The following is a 23421-nucleotide window of genomic DNA, read 5'->3' as shown; positions in this document are numbered from 1 at the left end:
TTTTTGTTCTGCCCCGTGGATCAACGGGGATCATAAGGAGATAATGGGATGTTGCCAATCATCAACCGTGACAGCGAGGGAACGGGTTCTGCAGCCCATAGCGGGGTACCGGAATGGGATCTGTCAGATTTGTACCCGGGGCGTGATTCCGCTGAATTGGCAGCGGACCTTGGTCAGGTTGACACGCAATCCAAAAAATTTGAGGCCAGCTATCAAGGGAAAGTCAGCGCGCTCAGTGCAGTACAGTTCGGTGCCGCCATTGTTGAATATGAAACCTTGTGTGAGCGCCTGTACCGTATTTTGTCATATGCTCAACTTTTGCATGCCGGTCATGTGACCGACCCTGAAACAGGACGGTTTGTACAGGATATCAATGAGAAGGCGACCGAGGTTCAGACCAGAACACTTTTCTTTGTTCTGGAAATCAATCGCATGGATGATGCCGCGCTGGCTGCACGGTTGGCGGAAGATTCGGTGGTTGCACGGTATGCTCCTTGGATCCGGGATGTTCGCCTGAGCAAGAATCACCAGCTTTCCGATGAACTGGAGAAGCTGTCGAGCGAGAAGGGGATTACAGGCGCTGGGGCATGGGTTCGTCTGTTTGATGAAACCATGGCGTCGCTGCGGTTTCCTGTTGATGGCAAGGACCTGACCATCACCGAAGCTACCCATCTGCTGGGGGAAACCGATCCACAGCGTCGGAAGAGTGCCGCTAAAAGTATCGGTCAGGTTCTGGGCGATAATATTCGTCTGTTCGGGCTGATTACAAATACCTTGGCCAAAGACAAGGAAATTGATGACCGCTGGCGTGGTTACAAAAGCCCTATGGCTGCCCGTAATCTTGCCAATCAGGTTGAAGAGCCTGTTGTCGATGCTTTGGTTTCTGCTGTGCGGGACGCTTTTCCGCGCTTGTCACATCGGTATTATGCGATGAAAGCCAAGTGGTTCGGTATTGATGTTCTGGATTACTGGGATCGTAATGCGCCGGTACCAGGGGACAGCAGCCGGACCTGGAGCTGGAAGGAAGCAGCGGACTTTGTTCTTGCTGCCTATGGGCGTTTTTCTCCCGAACTGGCCGCTGTCGGACAGCGTTTCTTTGATAATGCATGGATTGATGTTCCTGCACGTCCTGGCAAGGCATCTGGTGCCTTTGCTCACCCAACAGTTCCAAGTGTGCACCCTTATCTTCTTCTCAATTTTATGGGAAGAGGGCGTGACGTCATGACTTTGGCCCATGAGCTGGGACATGGTTGCCATCAGATTTTGGCTGGCCGTCAAGGATGCTTTATGTCTGATACACCATTGACCTTGGCCGAGACTGCTTCTGTTTTCGGGGAAATGCTGACATTCCGCGCCATGCTGGATGCCGAGACTGATACAAGGCGTCGCCGTTTTCTGCTGATTGCCAAAGTGGAAGACATGTTGAATACCGTTGTGCGTCAGATAGCTTTCCACGAATTCGAGAGAAGAGTGCACAGCGAGCGCCGTTCAACGGGAGAGGTGTCGACAGACAGGCTTGGCGAGATCTGGATGCAGACCCAGGCCGAGAGCTTGGGGCCAGCTTTCCGCTTTGATGCGGAATACCAGCATTACTGGGCTTACATTCCACACTTTGTCCATACGCCATTCTACGTCTACGCCTATGCGTTTGGTGATTGTCTGGTGAACAGTCTGTATCGTGTTTACGAACAGGGCATGTCCGGTTTTCAGGACAAATACCTGAACATGTTGTCTGCAGGGGGAACCTTGCGTCATCGGGAATTGCTGGAACCCTTTGGCCTTGATGCGTCTGATCCCGGATTCTGGGCAAAGGGATTGTCTGTGATCGAGGGCTTTATTGACGATCTTCAGGCCATGGATTGATTACAAGAAAGGCCGCTGTATGCAGCGGCCTTTTTACCAAGAAAACTGTGTAGGAAAAACTAGAGTTCGATATCCTCATCCCGCGTATCCGCTTTTGGCTTGCTGCGGAGGAATGCAGGAATTTCTTCTTCCTGTTCCTTACGGGTGTGGTGCTCGACTTTTTCTTCCGGCTCGTTTCCGTAGTCAACTTGCGGAACGGTGCCACCGGCACGACGCGGAGCCAAGGCAATTTCTTTTTCCAGATCCGCTTCGGAGCACATGCCAAGAATAACCGGGTTACGTGGCTTGATGGCCGTGGCATTCCAGTGTGTTTTGCTTCTGACTGACTCAATAGTCGGCTTTGTAGTGCCGATCAGCTTGCAGATCTGGGCATCAGACAGTTCAGGGTGATGCTTCAGGATCCAGGCAATGGCATCCGGGCGGTCATGCCGCTTTGACACAGGCGTATAACGTGCTCCCTTGGAGCGGGCCTGAGGTCGCGGAATATCAGATGCCGAGAGTTGCAGGCGCAGGGCATCGTCTTTCTCACAGCGGGCAATTTCGGCCCGTGTCAACTGACCATTGGCGATGGGGTCAAGACCGACGATCCCGCCAGCTACCTCACCGTCGGCAATGGCCTGGACTTCCAGTTCGTGCATTCCACAGAAGGCGGCAATTTGCTCGAACGAGAGGCATGTATTTTCTACCAGCCAGACGGCCGTTGCCTTCGGCATGAGAGGCAGCGCCATTGTGTTGTCCCTTTCGGATGTGTCTTTGAACGGTAAGCGTCGTGCTTGTTTACGGGAAATTGCAGCCCCGGACAAGGGGTGTGCCCCACTGCAGGACGAATTAGGGGGAAATATGGAGTGTTTGGGGATATTTGCCAAGACTGTATTATTTTGAATTGTTTGATAACACTATTTTCCCCTTATGGGTGCGTCTTTCCATGAGGCGGTGGGCATCTGCCGCTTGTTCCAACGGAAATGTGCTGTGCAGCAGGGGACGGATGTCGCCCTTCAGGACCCGGGGCCACAGCTGTTGTCGAATCGCCTCTGCCATCCTGGCTTTTGCTGTGGCTGACTGTGAACGCAGGGTAGAGCCGCTCAGGGTCAGCCTTTTCAGCATGACGGGCATAAGGTCCAGCTCAACCCTTGATCCCTCCAGAAAGGCAATGTTGATATGCCTTCCGTCCGGATTCATAAGGCGGATATCTCTCTGGATCCGTTCGCCCCCGGCCATGTCCAGGATGACGTCCACGCCGCGTCCTGCTTTCTTGATGACTGCGGCGTAATCCTCGTTGCGCCAGTTGATTGCAAGGTCTGCTCCCAGCCGGAGGCATGTAGCGCATTTGTCTTCTGACCCTGCTGTTGCATACACGATTGCCCCAATAGAGCGAGTAACCTGTATCGCTGTTGTTCCGATACCCGAGGCGCCTCCATGGACCAGAAAGACTTCTCTGGGCTTAAGCTGTCCGCGTTCAAGGACATTATGGAACACCGTGAACAAAGCCTCTGGCAGTGCTGCGGCTTCTTCTGCTTGTAGTGTGCCCGTTACAGGAAGGCACAGGGCGCTGTCTGCCACGGCATATTCGGCATATCCACCCCCTGCCACCAGTGCGGCTACGCTTGTACCGGGCAGGGGCCAAGATACATCCGCTCCGGTCGCAACAACTGTGCCGGATACTTCCAGTCCGGGGAGATCTGATGCATCCGGCGGAGGTGGATATTTTCCCTCCCGTTGCAGGACGTCCGGACGATTGACCCCTGCATAATCAACTTTCACCAAGACCTGCCCTGCGTTGGGGGTTGGGATGGCGCGCGTTGCCAAGCGCAGAACATCAGGGCCACCGGGAGCGGAAATTTCTATGCAGCGCATGAGATCGGGCTGTGACATGAGAAAAGAGAGTCCTGATGAAAGTGGAAGGTTTGCGGTGCTGTCAGGGTCTGATACTTTCTTGTCCATGTGCGATACGGGGGAGTAACCGTGATGGACATGGATGATCCTCTTTCACAAGCGGCCCTGATCTGTTTTCCTGATCTGGATGCCATGAGTATAGAGCAGTTGCAGGATTATATCACAACCCTTGAGGCAGAGGTTGTGCGTGTGCGTGGGGTTATCGGAAACAAGGTTTCAGCCAGGCAGGCTGCCGAGACCTTGTTCAGGTCCGGGGGGACCTGACAAGAGTCCGCCTGAACAAGAAAAGGGGGAGGGGGTTATGCTCAAGGGTAAATCGGCGGTGGTGACGGGATCAACCAGCGGCATAGGGCTTGGAATAGCTTCAACCCTGGCAGCTCAGGGTGTGCGTGTTATGCTCAACGGTCTTGGTGACGCTGCTGCCTTGGAAAGAACAAGAGGTGAGCTGGAGGGGCGCTACAAGGTGGATGTGCGTCTTTGTCCGGCTGACCTGTCCAAGCCAAGCGAGTGCTCGCTTCTGGTTGATGAGGCGATCAAGGCTTTTGGAAGTGTCGATATTGTGGTCAACAACGCAGGCATCCAGTTTGTCTCGGCTGTTGAAGCATTTCCCGTCGAGAAGTGGGAGCAAATTCTCTCCGTCAATCTTTCGTCTGCCTTTCATATCATCCGGACGGCCTTGCCGGGCATGAAGAAAAACGGGTGGGGTCGTATCATCAATATTGCATCGGCGCACGGTCTGGTGGCTTCTGTCAACAAGGCGGCCTATGTAGCGTCCAAGCATGGTCTGGTCGGATTGACCAAGGTTGTGGCCCTAGAAAATGCCGAGGGCCACATTACCTGCAATGCTATTTGTCCGGGGTGGGTGCGTACGCCGTTGGTCGAGCCGCAAATTGAGGCCCGTGCCGAAGCCATTGGTGGGACGCTGGACGATGGTGTTCGTTCTCTTGTCGGGGAGAAGCAGCCATCCATGAGGTTTTCTGCACCGGAAGATATCGGGGCTTTGGCTGCTTTCTTGTGTTCGGATGCTGCCCACAACATCACAGGAGCGACCTTGTCAGTTGATGGGGGCTGGACGGCCCAGTGACCTGTCCACGTAATCTGTGCATAACTCTGTTTATTTATCCTTTTCCATTTTGAAATAACTTGGTTTCTACAGTCTGCCTTAAAAATAGGCAGCAGTGTTATCCCCGTTGGAAAGGTTGCCGTTATTATTGAGTGCCATTGCCAGTTCTGTTTTCCGGGAAGCGAGGTACGCCCATGCAGGATATTTTGAGGCAACTTGAAGACAAGCGGTCTGCTGCCTGTATGGGGGGGGGGCAGGAACGTGTTGATAATCAGCACAAGAAAGGCAAGCTAACAGCGCGGGAGCGGCTTGCGGTTCTTCTTGATGCAGGTTCTTTTGAAGAATGGGATATGTTCAAGGAACATCGGTGTGCCAACTTTGGCATGACCGAGGTAGATCCTGTTCCCGGTGATGGTGTTGTAACCGGATACGGGACGATCAATGGCCGTGTTGTCTTTGTGTTCAGTCAGGATTTTACGGTCTTTGGTGGTTCCCTGTCGGAAACTCATGCCGAGAAAATTTGCAAGATCATGGACCAGGCAATGCGTGTTGGTGCGCCGGTTATCGGGCTGAATGACTCGGGTGGGGCACGTATTCAGGAAGGAGTGAACAGCCTTGCCGGATACGCGGATGTGTTCCAGCGCAACGTCTTGGCCTCAGGTGTTATTCCGCAGATTTCCGTTATCATGGGACCCTGTGCCGGTGGGGCTGTCTACTCGCCTGCAATGACTGACTTTATCGCAATGGTCCGGGGAACATCGTACATGTTTGTAACAGGTCCGGATGTTGTCAAAACCGTTACACATGAGACCGTGACTGCCGAAGAACTTGGGGGAACTGCGATCCATACGGGGCGGTCAGGGGTTGCAGACCTGGCGTTTGAAACCGATGTTGAGGCGTTGCTCGAAGTGCGGCGTTTGATTGATTTTCTGCCATCAAGCAACCGTGTCAGGGCGCCGGAATGTCCAACGCCGGACTCTGTGGACAGGGTTGAACCTTCGCTTGATACGCTTGTGCCGGCGAATCCACATGCGGCCTATGATATGCGGGAGTTGATTACCAAAGTGGTGGACGAGGGTGACTTTTATGAGATTGCCCCCGATCATGCCCGCAACATCATGACAGGATTTGCCCGCCTGGACGGACAAACAATTGGATTGATTGCCAATCAACCTCTTGTCTTGGCCGGTTGCCTCGACATTGACAGTGCCTGCAAGGCTGCACGCTTTGTCCGTTTCTGTGATTCCTTTCATATTCCTTTGGTTACATTCGTTGATGTGCCAGGTTTCTTGCCTGGCACAACCCAGGAGCATGGGGGAATTATCAGGCACGGAGCCAAGCTGTTGTACGCTTATGCCGAGGCAACGGTTCCCAAGGTAACGGTCATTACACGCAAAGCATATGGAGGGGCATATGATGTCATGGCATCCAAGCATCTGCGTGGCGATGTCAATTATGCTTGGCCGACAGCCGAAATTGCAGTGATGGGACCCAAGGGTGCCGTTGAAATTATTTTTCGTCATGAGCGTGATGATGATGAAAAAATACAGGCTCGCACAGACGAGTATCGCCGCACATTTGCCAACCCTTTCGTTGCCAGCGCTCGTGGTTTCATTGACGATATCATCATGCCACATGCAACACGGAAGCGTTTGTGTCGATCATTGTCTATGCTGCGCGGAAAGAAAATAGAAAATCCATGGCGCAAACACGGCAATATTCCGCTTTGAAATGGACATGCGACGAATAGGGGAGGCGAGCATGTTCAGAAAAATTCTGATTGCAAACCGTGGTGAAATTGCCTGCCGCATTATCCGCACTGCCCGTAGAATGGGCATTGCGACCGTCGCTGTTTATTCCGAAGCTGACGCAGGTGCGCTTCATGTCGATATGGCTGACGAGGCGGTATGCATTGGTCCTGCCCCGGCGCGGCAGAGCTATCTGCTGATTGATCGTATCGTCCAAGCTTGTCGTGATGTCGGAGCGGATGCCGTTCATCCCGGCTATGGCTTTCTTTCGGAGAACAGTGTTTTTCCTGAGGCTCTGCAAAAAGAAGGTATAGTCTTTATTGGTCCACCGGTTGAGGCCATCCGTTTGATGGGAGACAAGATTCGGTCCCGGGAGCTGGCCAGAAAAGCAGGACTTTCTGTCATACCTGGTTATGACGGAGCGGTGTCAACAGAGGATCGTGCGGTTGGCATTGCAAGGGATATTGGGCTGCCCGTCATGCTCAAGGCCTCTGCCGGTGGGGGCGGCAAGGGCATACGTATCGCACATACCGAAGCGGATATCCGGGAGGGCTTCCGTCGTGCCGCTTCTGAAGCCCGCTCTGCTTTTGGTGATGATCGTCTGCTGCTTGAAAAGTATATCAGCAATCCACGGCACATAGAGATCCAGATTCTCAGCGATGGTGAAACCTGTTTGCATGTCTATGAACGGGAATGCTCCATCCAGAGACGTCACCAGAAGGTGATAGAGGAGGCACCCTCTCCTTTTCTGGACGGTCCCCTGCGGCAGGCCATGGTTAATCAGGCTGTAGCGTTGGCCCGGTCTGTTGACTACCGCTCTGCAGGAACGGTTGAGTTTATTGTTGATGAACAACGGCAATTCTATTTTCTTGAGATGAATACCCGTCTTCAGGTTGAGCACCCGATCACAGAATATGTAACCGGTCTTGACTTGGTTGAGTGGATGATTCGAATTGCAGCCGGGGAACGTCTGACCCTGTCCCAGGATGAAATTGTCCTGAAGGGATGGGCGATGGAAAGTCGTATCTATGCAGAAGATTCCGGGCGTGGCTTCGTTCCTTCCTGTGGCCGTCTGGTTCGTTATCGAGAACCGGAACCGGAAAACGGGATCAGGGTTGACAGTGGTGTTTGTGAAGGGGGGGAGATTTCTGTCCACTATGACCCCTTGATTGCCAAGCTGGTGACGTGGGGGCAGGACAGGGACGCCGCTCTTCGTGGTATGCAGGCTGCGCTCGGGGGGTTCTACATTCGGGGCATTACCAGCAACATCCCGTTTTTGTGCTCTATTGTACGTCACAAGACGTTCAGGGATGGTGCCTGTACCACAGGTTTTCTAGATGTGCACGGGCGGGAGATCGTGTCAACGGCTCCATCTCCTGCCTACAGGGTTACGATGGCTTGTATCATAGCCGTTGTTCAACGTTTGTACACAGAAAGGGTATTTCTGTTCCCCGGCCAACATGAAAACCTGTCCAAAAAAGCGATAAGCGACAGTGTTGTTGTTCGCTTTTCTGGTTTATTTGATCTGGAGGTCAAGCTTGAGCGTCAGTCGTGTGTCGAAGGGTTGAATGCGTGGTCCGTTTTTTGTGGGGGGCATGCTCATCATGTTGTATCGGGATGGCAGGTTGGTGATCCCATATGGCATGGCACGGTGAATGGAAAAAGTGTTGTGGCGCAGGTGGAACGTAAAGGTACCTCTTTTCAGATGCATCTTGATGGCTTCTGTGCCGATATTATCGTTCTTGATCCGCATGTTGCTGCGCTGAATCGCATGATGCCCTCTCGTACGAAGCCTGATCTTTCCAGATTTCTGCTATCGCCAATGCCAGGATTTCTGATCAGCATTGATGTGTCCGAGGGGCAGACCATAAAGGCCGGGGAAAGACTGGCTGTTGTCGAAGCGATGAAGATGGAAAATGTCCTGCGTGCCGAACAGGATGCAACCGTCAAAAAGATTCATGTCGCGGCAGGTGGTTCTGTCTCGGTTGATCAGGTGATTATGGAATTTTCATAACTGATATTCATATGTGTACATTAAGATCTACCCGGGCTTGAATTCCGCACAATATTTGCCGTTTCTTGACAATGTGTCGCGCACATCGGAATGACGCTGGTCAGGCGCACAAACAGCCTTTACAGTCAGGCAGTTCTGACTCGCAAACATCTGGTTCGGGCTGTGATGAAAACTCCGAATGAAAATCTTGACGATCTCGCCCTTTACTATCACCGCTCGCCGCGACCAGGAAAGATTGCCGTTGTTGCGACCAAGCCAATGGCAACCCAGCGTGATTTGGCCTTGGCCTATTCGCCGGGGGTTGCTGCGGCGTGTCGGGCAATCGTGGATAATCCTGCTGCTGCCTATGATGTGACATCACGGGGCAATATGGTTGCTGTCGTGACCAATGGCACCGCTGTTTTGGGCTTAGGGGCAATCGGCCCCTTGGCTGCCAAGCCGGTGATGGAGGGCAAGGCAGCCCTTTTCAAGAAATTTGCGGGTATCGATGCGTTTGACATAGAGATCAACGCTGAGACAGCCGACGATATGGTGCGCATTATTGCCGCATTGGAACCGACCTTTGGTGCTGTTAATCTGGAAGATATCAAGGCCCCTGAATGCTTTGAGGTTGAGACCCGGTTGCGCGGCATGATGGGGATTCCCGTTTTTCATGACGATCAGCATGGTACGGCGATTGTGGTTGGTGCTGCCGTTCACAATGGGTTGCACTTGGTCGGGAAGAAGATTGAAGACATAAAGCTGGTATCAACTGGCGGCGGTGCTGCTGGTCTGGCCTGTCTCAATCTTTTGGTTGGCATGGGGTTAAAGCGTGAGAATGTTACGCTGTTCGACAAATTTGGTCTGGTGTACGAAGATCGTGTAGAGGATATGAATCCTCACAAATCGGTCTATGCCCGGTCTGATTTGCCACGTTCAACCACGTTAGGTCAGGCGATGGAAGGCGCTGATGTATTCCTTGGGCTTTCCGGTCCCGGCGTCCTTGCCAAAGATATGGTTGCAGGAATGGCGCCCCGGCCGATTGTCATGGCGCTGGCCAATCCCACACCCGAGATCATGCCCGATGAGGTAAAAGCGGTGAGGGATGATGCCATTATCGCTACAGGACGTTCAGATTATCCCAACCAGGTCAATAATGTTTTGTGCTTCCCTTTTATTTTCAGAGGAGCGCTGGATGTTGGGGCAACAGATGTCAACATGCCCATGCAAATTGCCTGTGTGGAAGCCATTGCAGAACTGGCACGCTCTGAAACGCATGATGTAGTGGCCAGCGCCTATGTTGGGGAGAAGCTGGGTTTCGGGGCTGAATACATTCTTCCAAAGCCGTTTGATCCCCGCCTGATACAGGTTATCGCCCCGGCAGTTGCACGTGCAGCTATGGAAACAGGCATTGCAACGCGCCCCATTGCTGATCTGGAGCGTTATCGGCAGGATCTTGGGCAGTACGTTTTCCGTTCCGGCCAGACAATGCGCCCGGTTATGGATCGGGCCCGGCAGGAATGTCGCCGTGTTGTCTATGCAGAAGGTGAGGATGACCGTGTTCTGCGTGCAGCCCAAGCCGCTCTGGATGAACGTGTTGCCCGCCCTTTGTTGATCGGTCGTCGTTCAGCCATTCTGGATCAGATCGCCAATCTGGGTTTGCGGATGCGCCCGGACAAGGATATCGAGATTATCGAAATCATCAGGGATCCACGCTACCATAACTTTTCAGATGCATATTGGAGATTGATGCGTCGGAAAGGTGTTTCCCCTGAACATGCCCGTATGTTGGTTCGTTCAAATTCCACTATTTTTGCAGCCATGATGGTGCGGCGTAACGAGGCTGATGCGATGATATGCGGGACAGCAGGGCGTTATGTGGAGCATTTGACCAATTTGCGCGATGTTTTGGGGTTGCGTGAAGGCGTTGCTGTCTGCGCATCCATGAATGCGGTTATTCTGGAAAAAGGTACTTTCTTCATTGCGGATACCAACGTTAACCATGATCCGACAGCCGAGGAGCTTTGCGCCATCACCCTGATGGCTGCGGATGAGGTTCGCCGTTTTGGTATAGAGCCGAAAGTGGCCTTGTTGTCACATTCGAATTTCGGGACTTCCAACAGCCCTTCAGCCCTGAAAATGCGCAAGGCATTGGAGCTTGTTAACCAAGCAGCCCCTGATCTGGAGATAGAGGGGGAAATGCACGCGGATTCTGCTCTGTCCGAAAACATACGTGAACGCATATTCCCGGGTAGTCGTCTGAACGGGCAGGCAAACCTGCTGATTGCACCTTCTGTTGATGCAGCCAATATTTCCTTTAATATGATCAAGGTGTTGGGGGATGGGTTGCCTTTGGGACCAGTCTTGTTGGGGCTTGGGCATCCTGCGCATATCGTAACACCGTCGGTTACGGTACGCGGTCTGTTGAATATGACGGCGCTTTCGGTTGTTGATGCTCAGATTTTTGCCGCCAAGAAACAGGAGTAAGCTCTGACAGGGCTTTTATGGACAGTGGGAGACAGCGCATAGCACAATAGCGCTCGGGCTTGCTGCATATCTGGGGGGGTGTTGTTATCTGACTGTCACCAGTCAGTTCTGCCGGTAGCGTCTTGTCCCTTCTAGGGGGGTTCTGTGCATGAAGGCTAGTGACCAGGTGCTCCGGTCTGCACGGATCGTCGTTGTTGACGATACGCCGGCGAACGTCCTTCTGCTTCAGGCAATGCTGGAGGCAGATGGATACGAGGCTGTTGAGGGATTTACAGACCCTGTTGTTGCTCTTGATGCTATTCTAAAAGCACCACCGGATCTGGTTCTCCTTGATATTCGCATGCCCTTCATGGATGGGCACCAGGTCATGGCGCGAATTACCAGCGAAATAAAAGAGTACCTCCCCATTATTGTTTTAACAGCGCAAACTGACGAGGAAACCCGGATTAAGGCATTATCTGGGGGGGCAAAGGACTTTTTGTCCAAGCCATTTGATCAGGCCGAGGTGCTGCATCGCATTCGGAATACGCTTGAAACCAAGCTGGTTTATAATGAGCGTCGCGAACATGCCTCTCTTCTGGAAGAAGTCGTAAGCGAGAGAACACAGGAGCTGGCTCATATGGCCAGCCATGATTTGATTACCGGTCTTCCGAATCGTGCATCCATACGGCGTGATGTTGCCCGGATGGAGGGCAAGGGCAAAGGCCTTGTCATGCTGGTTGCTATTGAACGTCTGGGGAATGTCAGCGACGTCATGGGGCCTGCCGTTGGTGAAATGGTGTTACGGTCCTGCGCAGAGGAACTGCGCGATCGCATGCCAAAAGATTCACTGATGGGGTACTGGGGTGGTTCTGATTTCTTTGTGTATGTTCCTGGGGGTGATATTGATATTTGTGTTCGCAAGGTTCTGGAATACTTCTCTCAACCCCTTGTCTACGATGGGGTAGAGGTTGTTCTGGATGCCCGCATCGGCACGTGTGCTTACCCTGACGATGGTGTTGAGGCTGACCGTTTGGTCCAACGTGCAGGGCTTGCAATGATTACAGGTCGTCGACATGGTGTTGATCACTATCCGTTCAGCGTTGCCTTGGAAGAAGAGGCAGCAAAACGCCATGGTATCGAACGTGAGCTGAGAAGAGCTGTCGAGCGTAATCAGTTGCAACTCTACTATCAGCCAAAGCTTCGCCTCAGTGATGGTGTTGCCATCGGGATGGAGGCATTGGTCCGCTGGATTCATCCCGAAATGGGGTTTGTATCTCCGGGGCAGTTTATCCCTGTTGCGGAAGAAACAGGCGCAATTGTTCCGGTAGGGGAGTGGGTTCTGAAGCAAGCTATGATTGACTGCACGGCTTGGCGTAAGAAGGGTTATGATATCGTCGTTGCAGTTAACGTTTCCGGCCGTCAGTTTTCTGGCATTGATCTTCCGGGGCTTGTTGAACGCTTTCTGGGTGAAACGGGGCTTGATCCTGTCGGTTTGGAAGTTGAAATCACAGAGTCCGCTCTTCTGCATGATCTGGAGCAAGCCAAGAATGTTCTTGATGCTATCCGTGAGCTTGGAATTTCCATTGCCCTAGATGATTTTGGTACGGGGTATTCTTCCTTGTCCTACTTACGCCAGCTTCCATTGACTACCTTGAAGGTAGACCAATCTTTTGTGCGTTATCTGGACCAGAATACGGATGATCAGGCCATGACGCGCACGATCGTCAAGATGGCGCACGGCCTTGGCCTCAAGGCAGTTGCCGAGGGGATTGAAAGTGAGTTTCACGCCAACTTTCTGCGAGATATTGATTGTGAGATCGGCCAAGGCTACCTGTTTGCCAAGCCAATGCCGGGTTCAGCATTCACAGACTGGGTGAACGTAAAGCCTACGCAAAAGTTTTTCGCCTCATGATTCGTAAGGCGTAATCCTCCACTCCCAATCGGTTCTTTCTGTGGTGTCCTTAATCTCAACGCCGGCAGCCAAAAGTTCCCCTCTTATTTGGTCTGCACGCGAAAAATCTCTTAGTGCACGAGCTTCGGTACGTTCGGCGATCTTTTGTGTAATTGCCTCTTCGCCTATGGATGCGGACAGTGGGCGTACGGAGAGCGCATCCGGGTCAGTATCCAGAAGCTTTGTTCCAAGAACAAGATCAACCAGCGCAACCAAGCGAATGACTGCCTGTGGGGTCAGGGCTGGATCGTCTAGGATTTTTCCCAGTATAACCAGAACTTCCGGGGTGTGGAGGTCATTGGAGAGTGCTTGGTCCACAGCAAGGATATAGCTACGTTCCTCTTCTTTAGCCTCATTCGTTAGTCGTTCGATCAGGAACGTAAACGGTCCCCCGCTCTGGAAGTATGCATCATGCGTAACAGCCTTGGCCAGTTGCAGGGTTTCATTATCCGCGTTTTCTTTGATCCGTGCTATCCGTAGTAATATCCGGCGCAGGTGTGCACGGCTTCCGGCAAGAGCTTCCCACGAAAACTCGATACTCGAGCGATATGCCGCACCCAGCAAAAATAGTCTGTAAACAAGCGGATGAATGCCACGGTCAACAAGGCTCTGAAGTGTCAGGAAGTTGCCACTTGACTTTGACATCTTCTCGTCCCCGCTTTCGGCGCGTAGAACAAGGAATTCATTGTGCATCCACCAGTTGGCGCCTGGGTGACTACACCGGCTGTAGCCTTGGTTCTGGGCAATTTCATTGCAGTGATGAACGCTGCGATGGTCAATGCCGCCCGTATGAATATCAAATGTCTTTCCCAGATACTTTGCTGCCATGACGGAGCATTCCAGATGCCACCCGGGCGCGCCTGTTCCCCACGGAGACTGCCATTCCATCAATCGTTTTGCGTTGGTGGGGCTTTTTCTCCAGACAGCGAAGTCTGAAAGGTTCTTTTTACCACCATAAGCAACACGTTTGCCGGCTTCCTGTCCCTCTAGATTGAGCAATCCCAAACGCCCGTAGTCCGGAACTTTTGATGAATCAAAATACAGGCCGTCTTCCAGCATGTATGTTGTGCCATTACGTTCCAGAACCTTGGCGAAAGCTATCATTTCCTGGATATGGTCTGTCGCTTTTGACCACAGGGACGGGGGCAGGATATTAAGGCGTTGCAAATCGTTTTTGAAGGCAAGGGTATAGTGTGCCGCAATGTCCCATACAGACTTCTGGTCCCGGGTTGCGGCGGCCTCCATCTTGTCATCGCCTTCATCGGCATCGGATGTCAGGTGGCCGACATCGGTAATATTGATGACATGGGTTACGTCATAGCCTTTCCAAGCCAAGGTGCGGCGCAGGACATCAACAAAGACATAAGCCCTGAGGTTGCCAATATGAGCATAGTTGTAAACAGTTGGCCCGCAGGAGTAGACGCGCACATGATCAGGGTCAATTGGCGTGAATTCGCGCAGTTCACGTCCGAGGGAATTAAAGAGATGCAGTGTCTTCGAGATCATGGGGCAATCAATCATATGCATTGCTGTATCAAAGCATGCACCATGCCACGCCAGAACGCATTCGCCAAGATCCGGAATAGCCGGTAACGCGGCTTTTTGTTCTTCTGGCTTGCCATTCAACGCCATATCTGTTAGATGACACTGCGAACTATTTTCATTGCCTTGATGGCTGAGCGTATCATTCCGCGTGAGGTGCGCCGGTATTTTTTCAGGGCAGCTGTGCTTATCTTTTATGGACGGGAGCACCGTAATGTTCACTGCCCGCTCTTTGCCTGCTGCTGTTTCGTTTGCAGCGATTCTTCTGTTTTCCTGTTCGTCCCTGGCTGGGGAAGTGAATGTCTATTCGGCCCGTCAGCCTTTCCTGATCGAGCCCATGCTCAAGGCATTTACTGACAAGACCGGCATTCGGGTCAATACAGTCTTTGACAAGAAAAGTATTGAAGAGCGCTTGAAGGCGGAAGGGCCGGGAAGTCCGGCTGATCTGGTATTGACCGTTGATATCGGGCGGTTGAACGACCTAGTCGTGGCCGGTGTGGCGCAACCCATTCTGACGGATACGCTGAAAGATAACATCCCGGAACAGTATCACGCTCCTGATGGAGCTTGGTGGGCACTGACATCCCGTGCAAGGGTTTTGTATGTTTCCAAGGACCGTGTTCAGCCTGGCGAAATTTCTTCTTATGCCGAACTGGCCGATCCCAAGTGGAAAGGGCGTATTTGCACGCGTCCCGGCGACAGTGACTATCATGTTGCCCTTACGGCAGCCATGATTGCTCATAAGGGTGTTGATGCAACACGCAATTGGTTGAATGGCCTGAAGGCCAATCTTGCGCGCAAGCCTCAAGGTAATGATCGCTCCCAGGTCAAGGCTGTAAAAGAGGGCGTTTGTGATATTGCCATAGGTAATACCTATTACATGGCTGCTATGATGAAGGACCCTGAACAACGGGCTTGGGCAGAGGCCGTGCGGATTGTTTTTCCGGACCAGAAAGGGAATGGGACGCACGTGAATGTGTCGGGTATGGTCCTGACCAAATCCGCCCCGAACCGCGAGAATGCCATTCAGTTGATGGAATTCCTGTCATCAGGCGAGGCGCAAAAAATGTACGCCGAGATTAACAACGAGTATCCCGTTAAGCCTGGTGTTGAATGGTCTGCAACAGTTCGTGCGTGGGGTGATTTCAAGGCTGATATAATCCGTTTGGCTGAAGTTGCAGGTTATCGTACCGATGCCTTGAAGCTGATTAATGAAGTTGACTTCAACGCCGGGGCATGATGCGCGCGTATACTGTTGTGCCTGACACGACCCAAAGAGCCGGGTGGGCTGCGTCCATTCGGGCCTTTTTTGTTCCAAACTATTGGCTTATTGGCAGCTTTGCCGTGGCCTGCGTTGTCTTATTGCCCCTTGTATCCGTTATGTATCTTGCCTTTTTCCCGGTCGAGAACATATGGCCACATCTTTTTGATACTGTTTTGTTCGGTTATATTCGTAATACGCTTTTTCTGATGATTGGTGTTGGAGTCGGGACGTTTCTGATTGGTACATCAACAGCATGGCTGGTTACAATGTGTCGCTTTCCTGGCCGTGCCGTTCTTGAGTGGGCGTTGCTCTTGCCATTGGCTGTTCCGGCTTTTGTTCTTGCTTATGTCTATACCGATCTTCTGGAATATGCAGGGCCTGTGCAGATAGTTCTTCGGGCTCTGTTTGGTTGGCAGTCTGCTCGGGATTACTATTTCCCGGATGTTCGCTCCTTGGGTGGGGCTATCTTGATGATGACATTGGTTCTCTATCCCTATGTTTATCTTCTGGCACGTTCTGCTTTTCTTGATCAGTCAGTTGCGGTGATGGAAGCATCCCGGACCTTGGGATGCACCCCATGGCAAAGTTTCTTTCGCATAGCCTTGCCGATGGCGCGTCCTTCTCTGGTTATTGGATTGGCTTTGGCCCTTATGGAGACACTGAACGATTTTGGAACCGTTGATTTCTTTGCGGTTAGAACATTAACGGCAGGAATTTTTAATGTCTGGCTTCTTATGGGTAATCTGGGTGGTGGTGCTCAGGTTTCCCTCGTTCTTCTATTCTTTGTGGTGTCCTTGATCGTCCTGGAGAGACATGGTCGGCGTGGTCGTCGTTATCATGATCTGTCAACCCGCCGTATGTCCTTGGTTTGGTTCTCTTTACCGGGTATACGGCGGTGGATGGCGCTCTTGATATGTGTGCTGCCTGTTGTTCTTGGTTTTATTATACCAGCCCTTCAGCTTCTTTTTTTTGCGGTCAAGCGCTTTGAGGAAAGCTGGACTCCTCAATTTGTTGATTATGCCTTTAACAGCTTGCTGGTGTCGTCTGTTGCTGCGGCTGTGGCAGCTCTCCTTGCCTTGTTCATGGGATACGCAGGCACTATCCGTCGGGGACGGAAGCTGGCTTCTTTCTTCGTGCAGGCAGCATCTTTGGGGTATGCCATTCCGGGGGCGGTTCTGGGCGTGGGCATTCTGGTGCCGGTTGGTTATTTCAATACAGCCTTGCAGGAGTGGGTTTCCGGAATATTCGGCATTTCGATGGAGCAGATCCTGTCTGGATCTTTTATTGGTCTTGTTGTGGCATATGTGATCCGATTTCTGGCGCTTTCTCTTGGCACGGTGCAGGCAGGCTTTGGTCGTATCCGTCCTTCTCTGGGAATGGCGGCTCGAACGCTTGGTTATTCACCACGCCGTGTTCTTTGGTCTGTGCATGTCCCTATGCTAAGGGGCAGCCTTTTGACAGCGGTTCTTCTAGTATTTGTTGATTGTATGAAGGAGCTGCCGGCAACCTTGCTCCTTCGTCCTTTCAATTTTGAAACCTTGGCAACGCACGTTTACCAGTTTGCCAGTGAAGAAATGCTGGAACAGGCCGCGTTGGCTTCTCTAGCCATCGTTCTTACCGGTATCGTGCCTGTGATTATCCTCAGCCTGTCCATATCAAGCACACGGCGCAGGAAAGATGTGGTCTAGTACTTTGACTTCCACGTCAGGACAAGCTCTGCCTCTGTCCGTTTGGCGGCCATCAGCCAAGCTTGCGCATTATTCCGGACCGGCTCTGTTCGTTGCTCTGTAACTGACATGTTGTCGTACAAAGATCTTTCCTTTTGATCATCGCTCATGATGCACCAAGCAAGCAGCCTTCCACTGTCAGCCCGGATTGTTCCCGCCAAGGCACGGCCATAGTAAATGGTTCCAGTTTTTGCGTGCAGGGGTGATGAGCTTTCCGGCAATTCATCGGGCTTCCCGAAGGGGATCAGTTTCAGGCCGGGAAGCAAAGTTGACAGCAGCTTGCCGTTAACGCGTGTTGTTGCCATGTAACGAACCATTGCAGCGCATTGTCCCGGCGACATGCGGGCATCGGACGACAGGCCGGACGCATTGGGAAGTTCTGCGTTTGTCCATGAGACGTGAGGCATGACATCCTTGACCTTTGACAGCAGCACGCTTGCAGATTTCTCTAAATTACTTTCACCGGTTACGGAAAGTGACATCATTTCAAAGGCCACATTATTGGAGTAGTGAAAAGCGCGGCTGATTGCTGTCTGCAGGCTATCTCCTAGATAGGACGCTAATTCTGTCCCATCCGGGATGGAATCAATGCGCTCGGGCGCCGACATTTTGATGCCGTTCTTTTCAGCCACAGCACGAAAGATAGCGGCGGCAAAGGGACCGGGATTATTGACTGGCAGCCATTCGCGGCTTCTGTCCGTATCGGCTGATTCAAGCAGTTGTGAGCTGACGGGAAGGGGGCGGAGAGGAATCTCTGTTCCTTCTGCCTGACCATTTCTCCAGGCCACCCGATAGCGATTGAAATTGATGGATAATCCTGAAATCCCAGGATTGTAGGGCGCATCGGCAGGCTGCTTGGCATTGATGGCATGATGATGAGGAAGGGCGCCATCATAAAAGAGGAAGCTACCACTTATACTTTTAATCCCTTTCTTTTTCAAATCACTAACGATTCTTTCCGCAGCAGGTGTGTCAAACATCGGATCTCCGCTGCCGACAAGGACCAAGTTCCCACGTACAACGCCCTTATTCACAGGACCCGTTGCAATAATACGGGTCTTGGGTCTTTTTGTTACATCAGTCAGGCTTGTCAGGGCGATGAGAGAAGGGATCTTGGCTACGGAGGCTGGTATGAAGGTTTCCCGCGCTTGTTCTGCATCTAGGACGGCACCCGTTTTGATATCAATCAGTACATAACCTGTTCGCAGCCTCTTTCTAATTTCCTCTGCCATCATGACCAAGGACGGTTCCGCTTTATCGGTGATATCACCTTCCACGTATGCATCGGTATTGCTTGAAGCAGCCAGCGAGGTTCCGGCAAGAAGCCAGATCAGGGTGCTTATGCTCAAGAAGCGGGTCCGGGTCATATGCCGCATTTTTTCCATGGTCCGATATCAAGGTGAAGGTGGTCGTGGTGGTCCCTGTCAGAGTTTGGGGTAAGCACCACACTGAACCATTTACAGGCTGATTGTGACAGTTTTCTGAGAAACTCTGTTTTCTTGCCGGCACCTTTCCAATCCTTGGCAACAGAGATCCGGGTGCCATTGCTGAGTTCAAAAACGCCGATGTCCAGTGCCTTGCCATAGCTGTGCTCAGACAGCCGTTTGCGGTTTGAGCTGCGACCCCGGCAGGCATAGGCTCCATAGTGGTGGTAGACCTTCACCTCCTGATGAAAGATCTCTCTTGCCAAGGGTTGGATGGAAGCAGCCTCAAAGGCTGAAAAGCGCAAAGCTAACGTACAGTCCATCAGCGCGGGTCTGGACAGGGAAACCTGAGTCCCGGACAGGGAAACGGGTGTTTCGACGGAGCAGCCTGTTTTCATGCCGGGTTTCTTTGCCGCAGTATCAAACGCTGATGCATGATAGGATAAAGAAACAAGGCAGGCAGAGCCACGTTCCCGGGGAATAATGTGGCTGTTTGTATCACTGCTGCAGGCAGAAACGGCAAGTGCGAGTGATATAATGCCAACAAGGCGGAAAAGTATTCCAGATTGTGTCGCGTGGGCACTATAATCCTGTAGCTGTTCTTTTATGTGTGAGAGAACGCCTGCAGATCGGCCTTGCATCCATGGCTCTTGCATGGATTGCCTGCATCGGTTAGGTCTACCGCTTCCCGCTTCTGCTCTGTTGCCCAGGCGATCGTATTCCATGTCCAATCTTTCTCATGCCGTATCCCGGCGGCGCACGTTTGCTATTATTTCGCACCCTGATGCCGGAAAAACAACACTGACTGAAAAGCTGCTCCTGTTTGGGGGTGCGATTCAGATGGCCGGTGCTGTCAAGGCAAGGGGAGAGCAGAGACGTGCCCATTCTGACTGGATGAAGGTCGAACGGGAAAGGGGCATCTCGGTGGCGTCTTCAGTCATGACCTTTGACTACGCAGACTGTACATTCAATCTTCTGGATACGCCGGGTCACGAGGACTTTTCCGAGGATACGTACCGCGTCCTGACAGCCGTTGACAGCGCTGTCATGGTGATCGATGCCGCAAAGGGGATAGAAGAGCAAACCCGCAAGTTGTTCGAGGTTTGCCGTCTGCGTGATGTCCCGATTATGACGTTCATCAATAAGTTGGATAGGGAAGGGCAAGATCCTTTCCACCTGCTTGATGAAATAGAGCAGAGTTTGGCACTGGATGTAACGCCTGCCTCATGGCCGATCGGAATGGGAAAGGCCTTTCTGGGGTGTTATGACCTCTGGAAGGATCAGTTGATTCTGATGGAGCGTTCAAAGGGAGGAATGCCCGGGCTTGGGGCGCCCTGTACCGGTCTGGATGACCCCGAGCTGGATCGGCAATTGCCTGCCTTGGCTGTGGAGGCTTTGCGGCATGATGTTGAAATGGCTCGTGCTCTTTGCAAGCCATTTGATATCCAGGCGTATCGTGAAGGGCATATGACTCCCGTCTTTTTCGGATCGGCGGTCAATAATTTTGGTGTCCGGGAGATTCTGGACGGCTTGGCGGGTCAAGCTCCTCCCCCTCGGCCCCAGCCTTGTGTTGAGCGCTCTGTCATGCCGATAGAGTCGCATGTCACGGGAGTTGTCTTCAAGGTGCAGGCCAATATGGACCCAAGGCACCGGGATCGCATAGCCTTTGTCAGGCTGGCGTCCGGTCACTTCAAGAGAGGGATGAAGCTCAAGCACGTGCGTTCCGGCAAGATCATGACCATGCACAATCCGGTCATGTTTCTGGCGCAGGATCGTGGATTGGCTGAAGAAGCGTTCCCCGGCGATATCATTGGCGTTCCCAATCACGGCAATTTGGCTATCGGTGATGCCCTGACAGAAGGTGAAGAGCTGCATTTCACCGGTATTCCCCGCTTTGCTCCAGAGCTTTTGCAAAAAGTTCGTCCACGCGATCCCTTGCGTGCGAAACACTTGGGCAAGGCCTTGCTGCAGCTGGCTGAAGAGGGAGCCGCTCGTGTCTTCAAGCCCCGCTTCGGTGCGGACTGGATTGTTGGTGTGGTCGGGGCCTTGCAGTTTGAAGTGATGGCGGATCGTATTCGTACAGAATATGAGGTGCCGGTTATTTTTGAACCAACGTCTTTGTTTACAGCCCGCTGGGTTGAGAGCGCAGATCCTGTAGCCCTGAAAAAAATGATTGATGCCAACCAGGCTTCAATAGCTGATGATCATGAGGACCAGCCTGTTTTCCTTGCTCGTAACGCGTGGCATCTGGATCGTACGGCAGAAGACCACCCTGACGTCCGTTTTCTCAAAACAAAGGGGTAGCTGGAAAGGGATACGCCGGAGACCTTGGTATGGCTTCCGGCGTATCCTAGAATTTTGACCGACGGATTGCGTCGGCCTCTCCGGAGTTGTTGAGTGCGTTGAGGGATTGTTGCAGCCTGTCTATTGTCAGGTCATCAATATTATTGTTGCATGCAATACCCATGATATTTTTCTCAATCTCAAAAGCTTCTTCGATTTCAACGCCTGCTTTTCGGGCCAAGGTCAGGGCAGAGAATTCTGTTGTTGCCCAGACGTCGATGCTTCCTTCCTCAAGTTTTCTTGGGTTCGCGTCATCAACAGTTTCATAATTAACCTTTAGCCCAAGGCTTTTGACATAAGCGCTGACACTACCCCCTACATAGCCACCGATGGTTTTTCCCTTCAGGTCCCCCAAGTTTTGTAGGGCCAATGTGCTGTCTTTTTTCTTGTAAACAACCCACCGATTCATTTCTATCGGTGCAATCCACTTCAGCCTCTTGCTGTATTCATCAGACAGGGGCACGGGGAATGAGCAGTTAAAGTTTTTGCTCGTCGTCATGCTATAGGATCGGGCCCGTGGATGAACGGCAATTGTGTATGCGATGCCCGCATTCTCGGCCATAAGCCTGACAATCTCAGTTGCAGTTCCTACGAATGTTCCGCGGCTGCTATAGCTATAGGGATACCATTCTTCCGTATTGAAGACGAAGGTCTGGGCTTGTACCCCACCGGCATTAAGGATGACAGCCAAGGAGACAGCCGCGCCATACAGGGACTTCAGCATCACGACCTCTCGATGAACATACGATCCTTGCAATCATAGCCTTTTTCGATCTGATCCAGAAGAAGAGGAAGCGACCGCATGTCACGGTCACTTCCTCCTGAGAGATCACCGTTTCTTCAGGGGTACAAACTTGCGTTGGGCGTGCCCTGTGAACAGTTGGCGTGGGCGGCCAATCTTCTGGTCTGGATCGCCAATCATTTCATTCCACTGCGATATCCACCCGGTTGTCCGGGCCAGTGCAAAGATACATGTGAACATGCTTACCGGTATGCCCATAGCCCTGAAGATAATTCCGGAATAGAAGTCTACGTTGGGATAGAGCTTTTTCTGGACAAAGTAGTCATCTTCCAGGGCAATGCGTTCCAGCTCCATCGCAATCTGGAGAAGAGGCTCATTTTTCATGCCCAGCTCGTCCAGCACTTCCTTGCATGTCTGTGCCATGATCTTGGCGCGGGGATCGTAGTTTTTGTAAACACGATGCCCGAAGCCCATCAAGCGGAACGGATCATCCTTGCTCTTGGCGCGTTTGATGCATTCCGGAATCCGTTTCACTGTACCGATTTCGGCCAGCATCTTGAGAACGGCTTCATTAGCACCGCCATGTGCTGGTCCCCACAGGGAGGCAATACCTGCTGCAACGCAAGCAAACGGATTTGCGCCGGATGATCCTGTCAGGCGTACGGTTGATGTGGAAGCGTTTTGTTCGTGGTCAGCATGTAGGATCAAGATGCGATCCATGGCTTTTGCCAAGGTTGGACTGATCTTGTACTCCTCGCACGGAGTGGCAAACATCATCCGCAGGAAATTCTCGGCATAGCTCAGCTCATTCTTGGGATAGATGAACGGCTGCCCTATGGAGTACTTATAAGCCCATGCCGCTATGGTTGGCATTTTGGCAATCATGCGGTGCTGGGATATCATGCGATGGTGTGGATCGCTGATATCAAGTGAATCATGGTAGAAAGCAGACAGTGCGCCAACGACCCCGCATATGATGGCCATCGGATGGGCATCCCGGCGGAAGCCTTGGTAGAAGCGTGTTACCTGCTCATGGATCATGGTGTGATAGGTGATCGTGCCCTCGAACTCTTTCAGTTCTTTTGGGTTGGGCAGCTCACCTCTTAGAAGCAGATAGGCAACTTCCAGGAACGTGCAGTGCTGGGCCAAGTCCTCTATGCCATATCCGCGATGACGCAGAATGCCTTCATCGCCATCAATATAGGTGATCCCTGATGCGCAGGATCCCGTTGAGGTAAAGCCAGGATCATATGTGAACATGCCTGTATCGGCATAAAACTTGCGGATATCCACGACGCTGGGGCCAATGCTGCCGTCCATGACGGGGTATTCCCAGGACTTTCCGTTCCGGTTGTCTGTGACCGTGACTGTCTTCTTGGTTTTCGACATGTTGGTAAAC

17 protein-coding genes are annotated in these 23421 nt (G+C 52.2%); 10 read left to right on the top strand and 7 right to left on the bottom strand.

The window, feature by feature from the left end:
* The first annotated feature begins 48 nt into the window (after window positions 1–48).
* Window positions 49–1863, top strand: coding sequence for a M3 family oligoendopeptidase (locus tag HEQ60_RS02095; protein WP_168068961.1), 1815 nt, complete (start codon window positions 49–51; stop codon window positions 1861–1863).
* A gap of 59 nt (window positions 1864–1922) precedes the next feature.
* Here HEQ60_RS02095 and HEQ60_RS02090 read toward each other — a convergent pair whose 3' ends face one another.
* Window positions 1923–2591: a DUF1013 domain-containing protein gene (locus tag HEQ60_RS02090; protein WP_168019009.1), complete on the bottom strand. Its 669-nt coding sequence runs from the start codon at window positions 2589–2591 to the stop codon at window positions 1923–1925.
* A gap of 145 nt (window positions 2592–2736) precedes the next feature.
* Entirely contained in the window at window positions 2737–3735 is a 999-nt protein-coding gene (locus HEQ60_RS02085) for an NAD(P)H-quinone oxidoreductase (RefSeq protein WP_168068959.1), read from the bottom strand.
* Window positions 3736–3828: 93 nt separating this feature from the next.
* Here HEQ60_RS02085 and HEQ60_RS02080 point away from each other — a divergent pair, with 93 nt between their 5' ends.
* From HEQ60_RS02080 to HEQ60_RS02055, 6 genes are all read left to right on the top strand, one after another.
* Window positions 3829–4020, top strand: coding sequence for a DUF1192 domain-containing protein (locus HEQ60_RS02080; RefSeq protein WP_168069156.1), 192 nt, complete (start codon window positions 3829–3831; stop codon window positions 4018–4020).
* Window positions 4021–4057: 37 nt separating this feature from the next.
* On the top strand, window positions 4058–4840 hold the full coding sequence (locus HEQ60_RS02075) for a 3-hydroxybutyrate dehydrogenase (protein WP_168068957.1): 783 nt from the start codon (window positions 4058–4060) through the stop codon (window positions 4838–4840).
* A gap of 173 nt (window positions 4841–5013) precedes the next feature.
* Window positions 5014–6549 (top strand): acyl-CoA carboxylase subunit beta, encoded by a 1536-nt coding sequence (locus HEQ60_RS02070; RefSeq protein ID WP_168068955.1) that lies wholly within the window; start codon window positions 5014–5016, stop codon window positions 6547–6549.
* Window positions 6550–6580: 31 nt separating this feature from the next.
* On the top strand, window positions 6581–8581 hold the full coding sequence (locus HEQ60_RS02065; RefSeq protein ID WP_168068953.1) for an acetyl/propionyl/methylcrotonyl-CoA carboxylase subunit alpha: 2001 nt from the start codon (window positions 6581–6583) through the stop codon (window positions 8579–8581).
* A gap of 165 nt (window positions 8582–8746) precedes the next feature.
* Window positions 8747–11047 (top strand): NADP-dependent malic enzyme, encoded by a 2301-nt coding sequence (locus tag HEQ60_RS02060; RefSeq protein ID WP_168068951.1) that lies wholly within the window; start codon window positions 8747–8749, stop codon window positions 11045–11047.
* 148 nt (window positions 11048–11195) lie between these two features.
* Window positions 11196–12941: a putative bifunctional diguanylate cyclase/phosphodiesterase gene (locus HEQ60_RS02055; protein WP_168068949.1), complete on the top strand. Its 1746-nt coding sequence runs from the start codon at window positions 11196–11198 to the stop codon at window positions 12939–12941.
* On the opposite strand, the gene cysS is transcribed toward HEQ60_RS02055, so the two are convergent.
* Window positions 12936–14606, bottom strand: a complete 1671-nt coding sequence (gene cysS / locus HEQ60_RS02050) for a cysteine--tRNA ligase (RefSeq protein WP_245183693.1) — start codon at window positions 14604–14606, stop codon at window positions 12936–12938. The two genes, HEQ60_RS02055 and cysS, sit on opposite strands and share 6 nt — an antisense overlap.
* 130 nt (window positions 14607–14736) lie before the next feature.
* Between cysS and HEQ60_RS02045 the strand changes: the two genes are divergently transcribed.
* Window positions 14737–15762 (top strand): Fe(3+) ABC transporter substrate-binding protein, encoded by a 1026-nt coding sequence (locus HEQ60_RS02045; RefSeq protein WP_168068947.1) that lies wholly within the window; start codon window positions 14737–14739, stop codon window positions 15760–15762.
* Window positions 15759–17474 (top strand): ABC transporter permease, encoded by a 1716-nt coding sequence (locus HEQ60_RS02040; protein ID WP_168068945.1) that lies wholly within the window; start codon window positions 15759–15761, stop codon window positions 17472–17474. Before HEQ60_RS02045 ends, HEQ60_RS02040 begins: the two co-directional genes overlap by 4 nt.
* Here HEQ60_RS02040 and HEQ60_RS02035 read toward each other — a convergent pair.
* Both HEQ60_RS02035 and HEQ60_RS02030 read right to left on the bottom strand, forming a co-directional pair.
* Window positions 17471–18862 (bottom strand): D-alanyl-D-alanine carboxypeptidase, encoded by a 1392-nt coding sequence (locus HEQ60_RS02035; protein WP_168068943.1) that lies wholly within the window; start codon window positions 18860–18862, stop codon window positions 17471–17473. The genes HEQ60_RS02040 and HEQ60_RS02035 overlap by 4 nt on opposite strands.
* A gap of 14 nt (window positions 18863–18876) precedes the next feature.
* A complete protein-coding gene (locus HEQ60_RS02030) occupies window positions 18877–19578 on the bottom strand; it encodes an extensin family protein (protein WP_209315353.1) in 702 nt (233 codons plus the stop codon).
* Window positions 19579–19660: 82 nt separating this feature from the next.
* On the opposite strand from HEQ60_RS02030, the gene HEQ60_RS02025 reads away from it, so the two are divergent.
* Complete coding sequence (locus HEQ60_RS02025; protein WP_168068941.1) at window positions 19661–21241, top strand: peptide chain release factor 3; 1581 nt, start codon at window positions 19661–19663, stop codon at window positions 21239–21241.
* A gap of 46 nt (window positions 21242–21287) precedes the next feature.
* Here the strand turns inward: HEQ60_RS02025 and HEQ60_RS02020 are convergent, their stop codons facing one another.
* Both HEQ60_RS02020 and gltA read right to left on the bottom strand, forming a co-directional pair.
* Entirely contained in the window at window positions 21288–22004 is a 717-nt protein-coding gene (locus tag HEQ60_RS02020; RefSeq protein ID WP_168068939.1) for a substrate-binding periplasmic protein, read from the bottom strand.
* Between the two features lie 105 nt (window positions 22005–22109).
* Window positions 22110–23411 carry a citrate synthase gene (gltA, locus tag HEQ60_RS02015; RefSeq protein WP_168068937.1) on the bottom strand — a complete coding sequence of 434 codons (1302 nt, stop codon included), beginning with the start codon at window positions 23409–23411 and terminating at the stop codon, window positions 22110–22112.
* Window positions 23412–23421 lie beyond the last annotated feature (10 nt).

Origin of the sequence: Haematospirillum sp. H1815, from assembly GCF_012102705.1 — a bacterium.
In the GTDB taxonomy this organism is placed as follows: Bacteria; Pseudomonadota; Alphaproteobacteria; order Rhodospirillales; family Rhodospirillaceae; genus Haematospirillum.
This window is presented reverse-complemented; position numbering and strand designations above follow the sequence as displayed.

Excerpts from the sequence above, each read along its gene's own strand:
- HEQ60_RS02095 (WP_168068961.1), top strand. The coding sequence starts at position 49 with ATGTTGCCAATCATCAACCGTGACAGCGAGGGAACGGGTTCTGCAGCC.
- HEQ60_RS02090 (WP_168019009.1), bottom strand. The coding sequence starts at position 2,591 with ATGGCGCTGCCTCTCATGCCGAAGGCAACGGCCGTCTGGCTGGTAGAA.
- HEQ60_RS02085 (WP_168068959.1), bottom strand. The coding sequence starts at position 3,735 with ATGTCACAGCCCGATCTCATGCGCTGCATAGAAATTTCCGCTCCCGGT.
- HEQ60_RS02080 (WP_168069156.1), top strand. The coding sequence starts at position 3,829 with ATGGACATGGATGATCCTCTTTCACAAGCGGCCCTGATCTGTTTTCCT.
- HEQ60_RS02075 (WP_168068957.1), top strand. The coding sequence starts at position 4,058 with ATGCTCAAGGGTAAATCGGCGGTGGTGACGGGATCAACCAGCGGCATA.
- HEQ60_RS02070 (WP_168068955.1), top strand. The coding sequence starts at position 5,014 with ATGCAGGATATTTTGAGGCAACTTGAAGACAAGCGGTCTGCTGCCTGT.
- HEQ60_RS02065 (WP_168068953.1), top strand. The coding sequence starts at position 6,581 with ATGTTCAGAAAAATTCTGATTGCAAACCGTGGTGAAATTGCCTGCCGC.
- HEQ60_RS02060 (WP_168068951.1), top strand. The coding sequence starts at position 8,747 with ATGAAAACTCCGAATGAAAATCTTGACGATCTCGCCCTTTACTATCAC.
- HEQ60_RS02055 (WP_168068949.1), top strand. The coding sequence starts at position 11,196 with ATGAAGGCTAGTGACCAGGTGCTCCGGTCTGCACGGATCGTCGTTGTT.
- HEQ60_RS02045 (WP_168068947.1), top strand. The coding sequence starts at position 14,737 with ATGTTCACTGCCCGCTCTTTGCCTGCTGCTGTTTCGTTTGCAGCGATT.
- HEQ60_RS02040 (WP_168068945.1), top strand. The coding sequence starts at position 15,759 with ATGATGCGCGCGTATACTGTTGTGCCTGACACGACCCAAAGAGCCGGG.
- HEQ60_RS02030 (WP_209315353.1), bottom strand. The coding sequence starts at position 19,578 with ATGCAAGGCCGATCTGCAGGCGTTCTCTCACACATAAAAGAACAGCTA.
- HEQ60_RS02025 (WP_168068941.1), top strand. The coding sequence starts at position 19,661 with ATGTCCAATCTTTCTCATGCCGTATCCCGGCGGCGCACGTTTGCTATT.
- HEQ60_RS02020 (WP_168068939.1), bottom strand. The coding sequence starts at position 22,004 with ATGCTGAAGTCCCTGTATGGCGCGGCTGTCTCCTTGGCTGTCATCCTT.
- gltA (WP_168068937.1), bottom strand. The coding sequence starts at position 23,411 with ATGTCGAAAACCAAGAAGACAGTCACGGTCACAGACAACCGGAACGGA.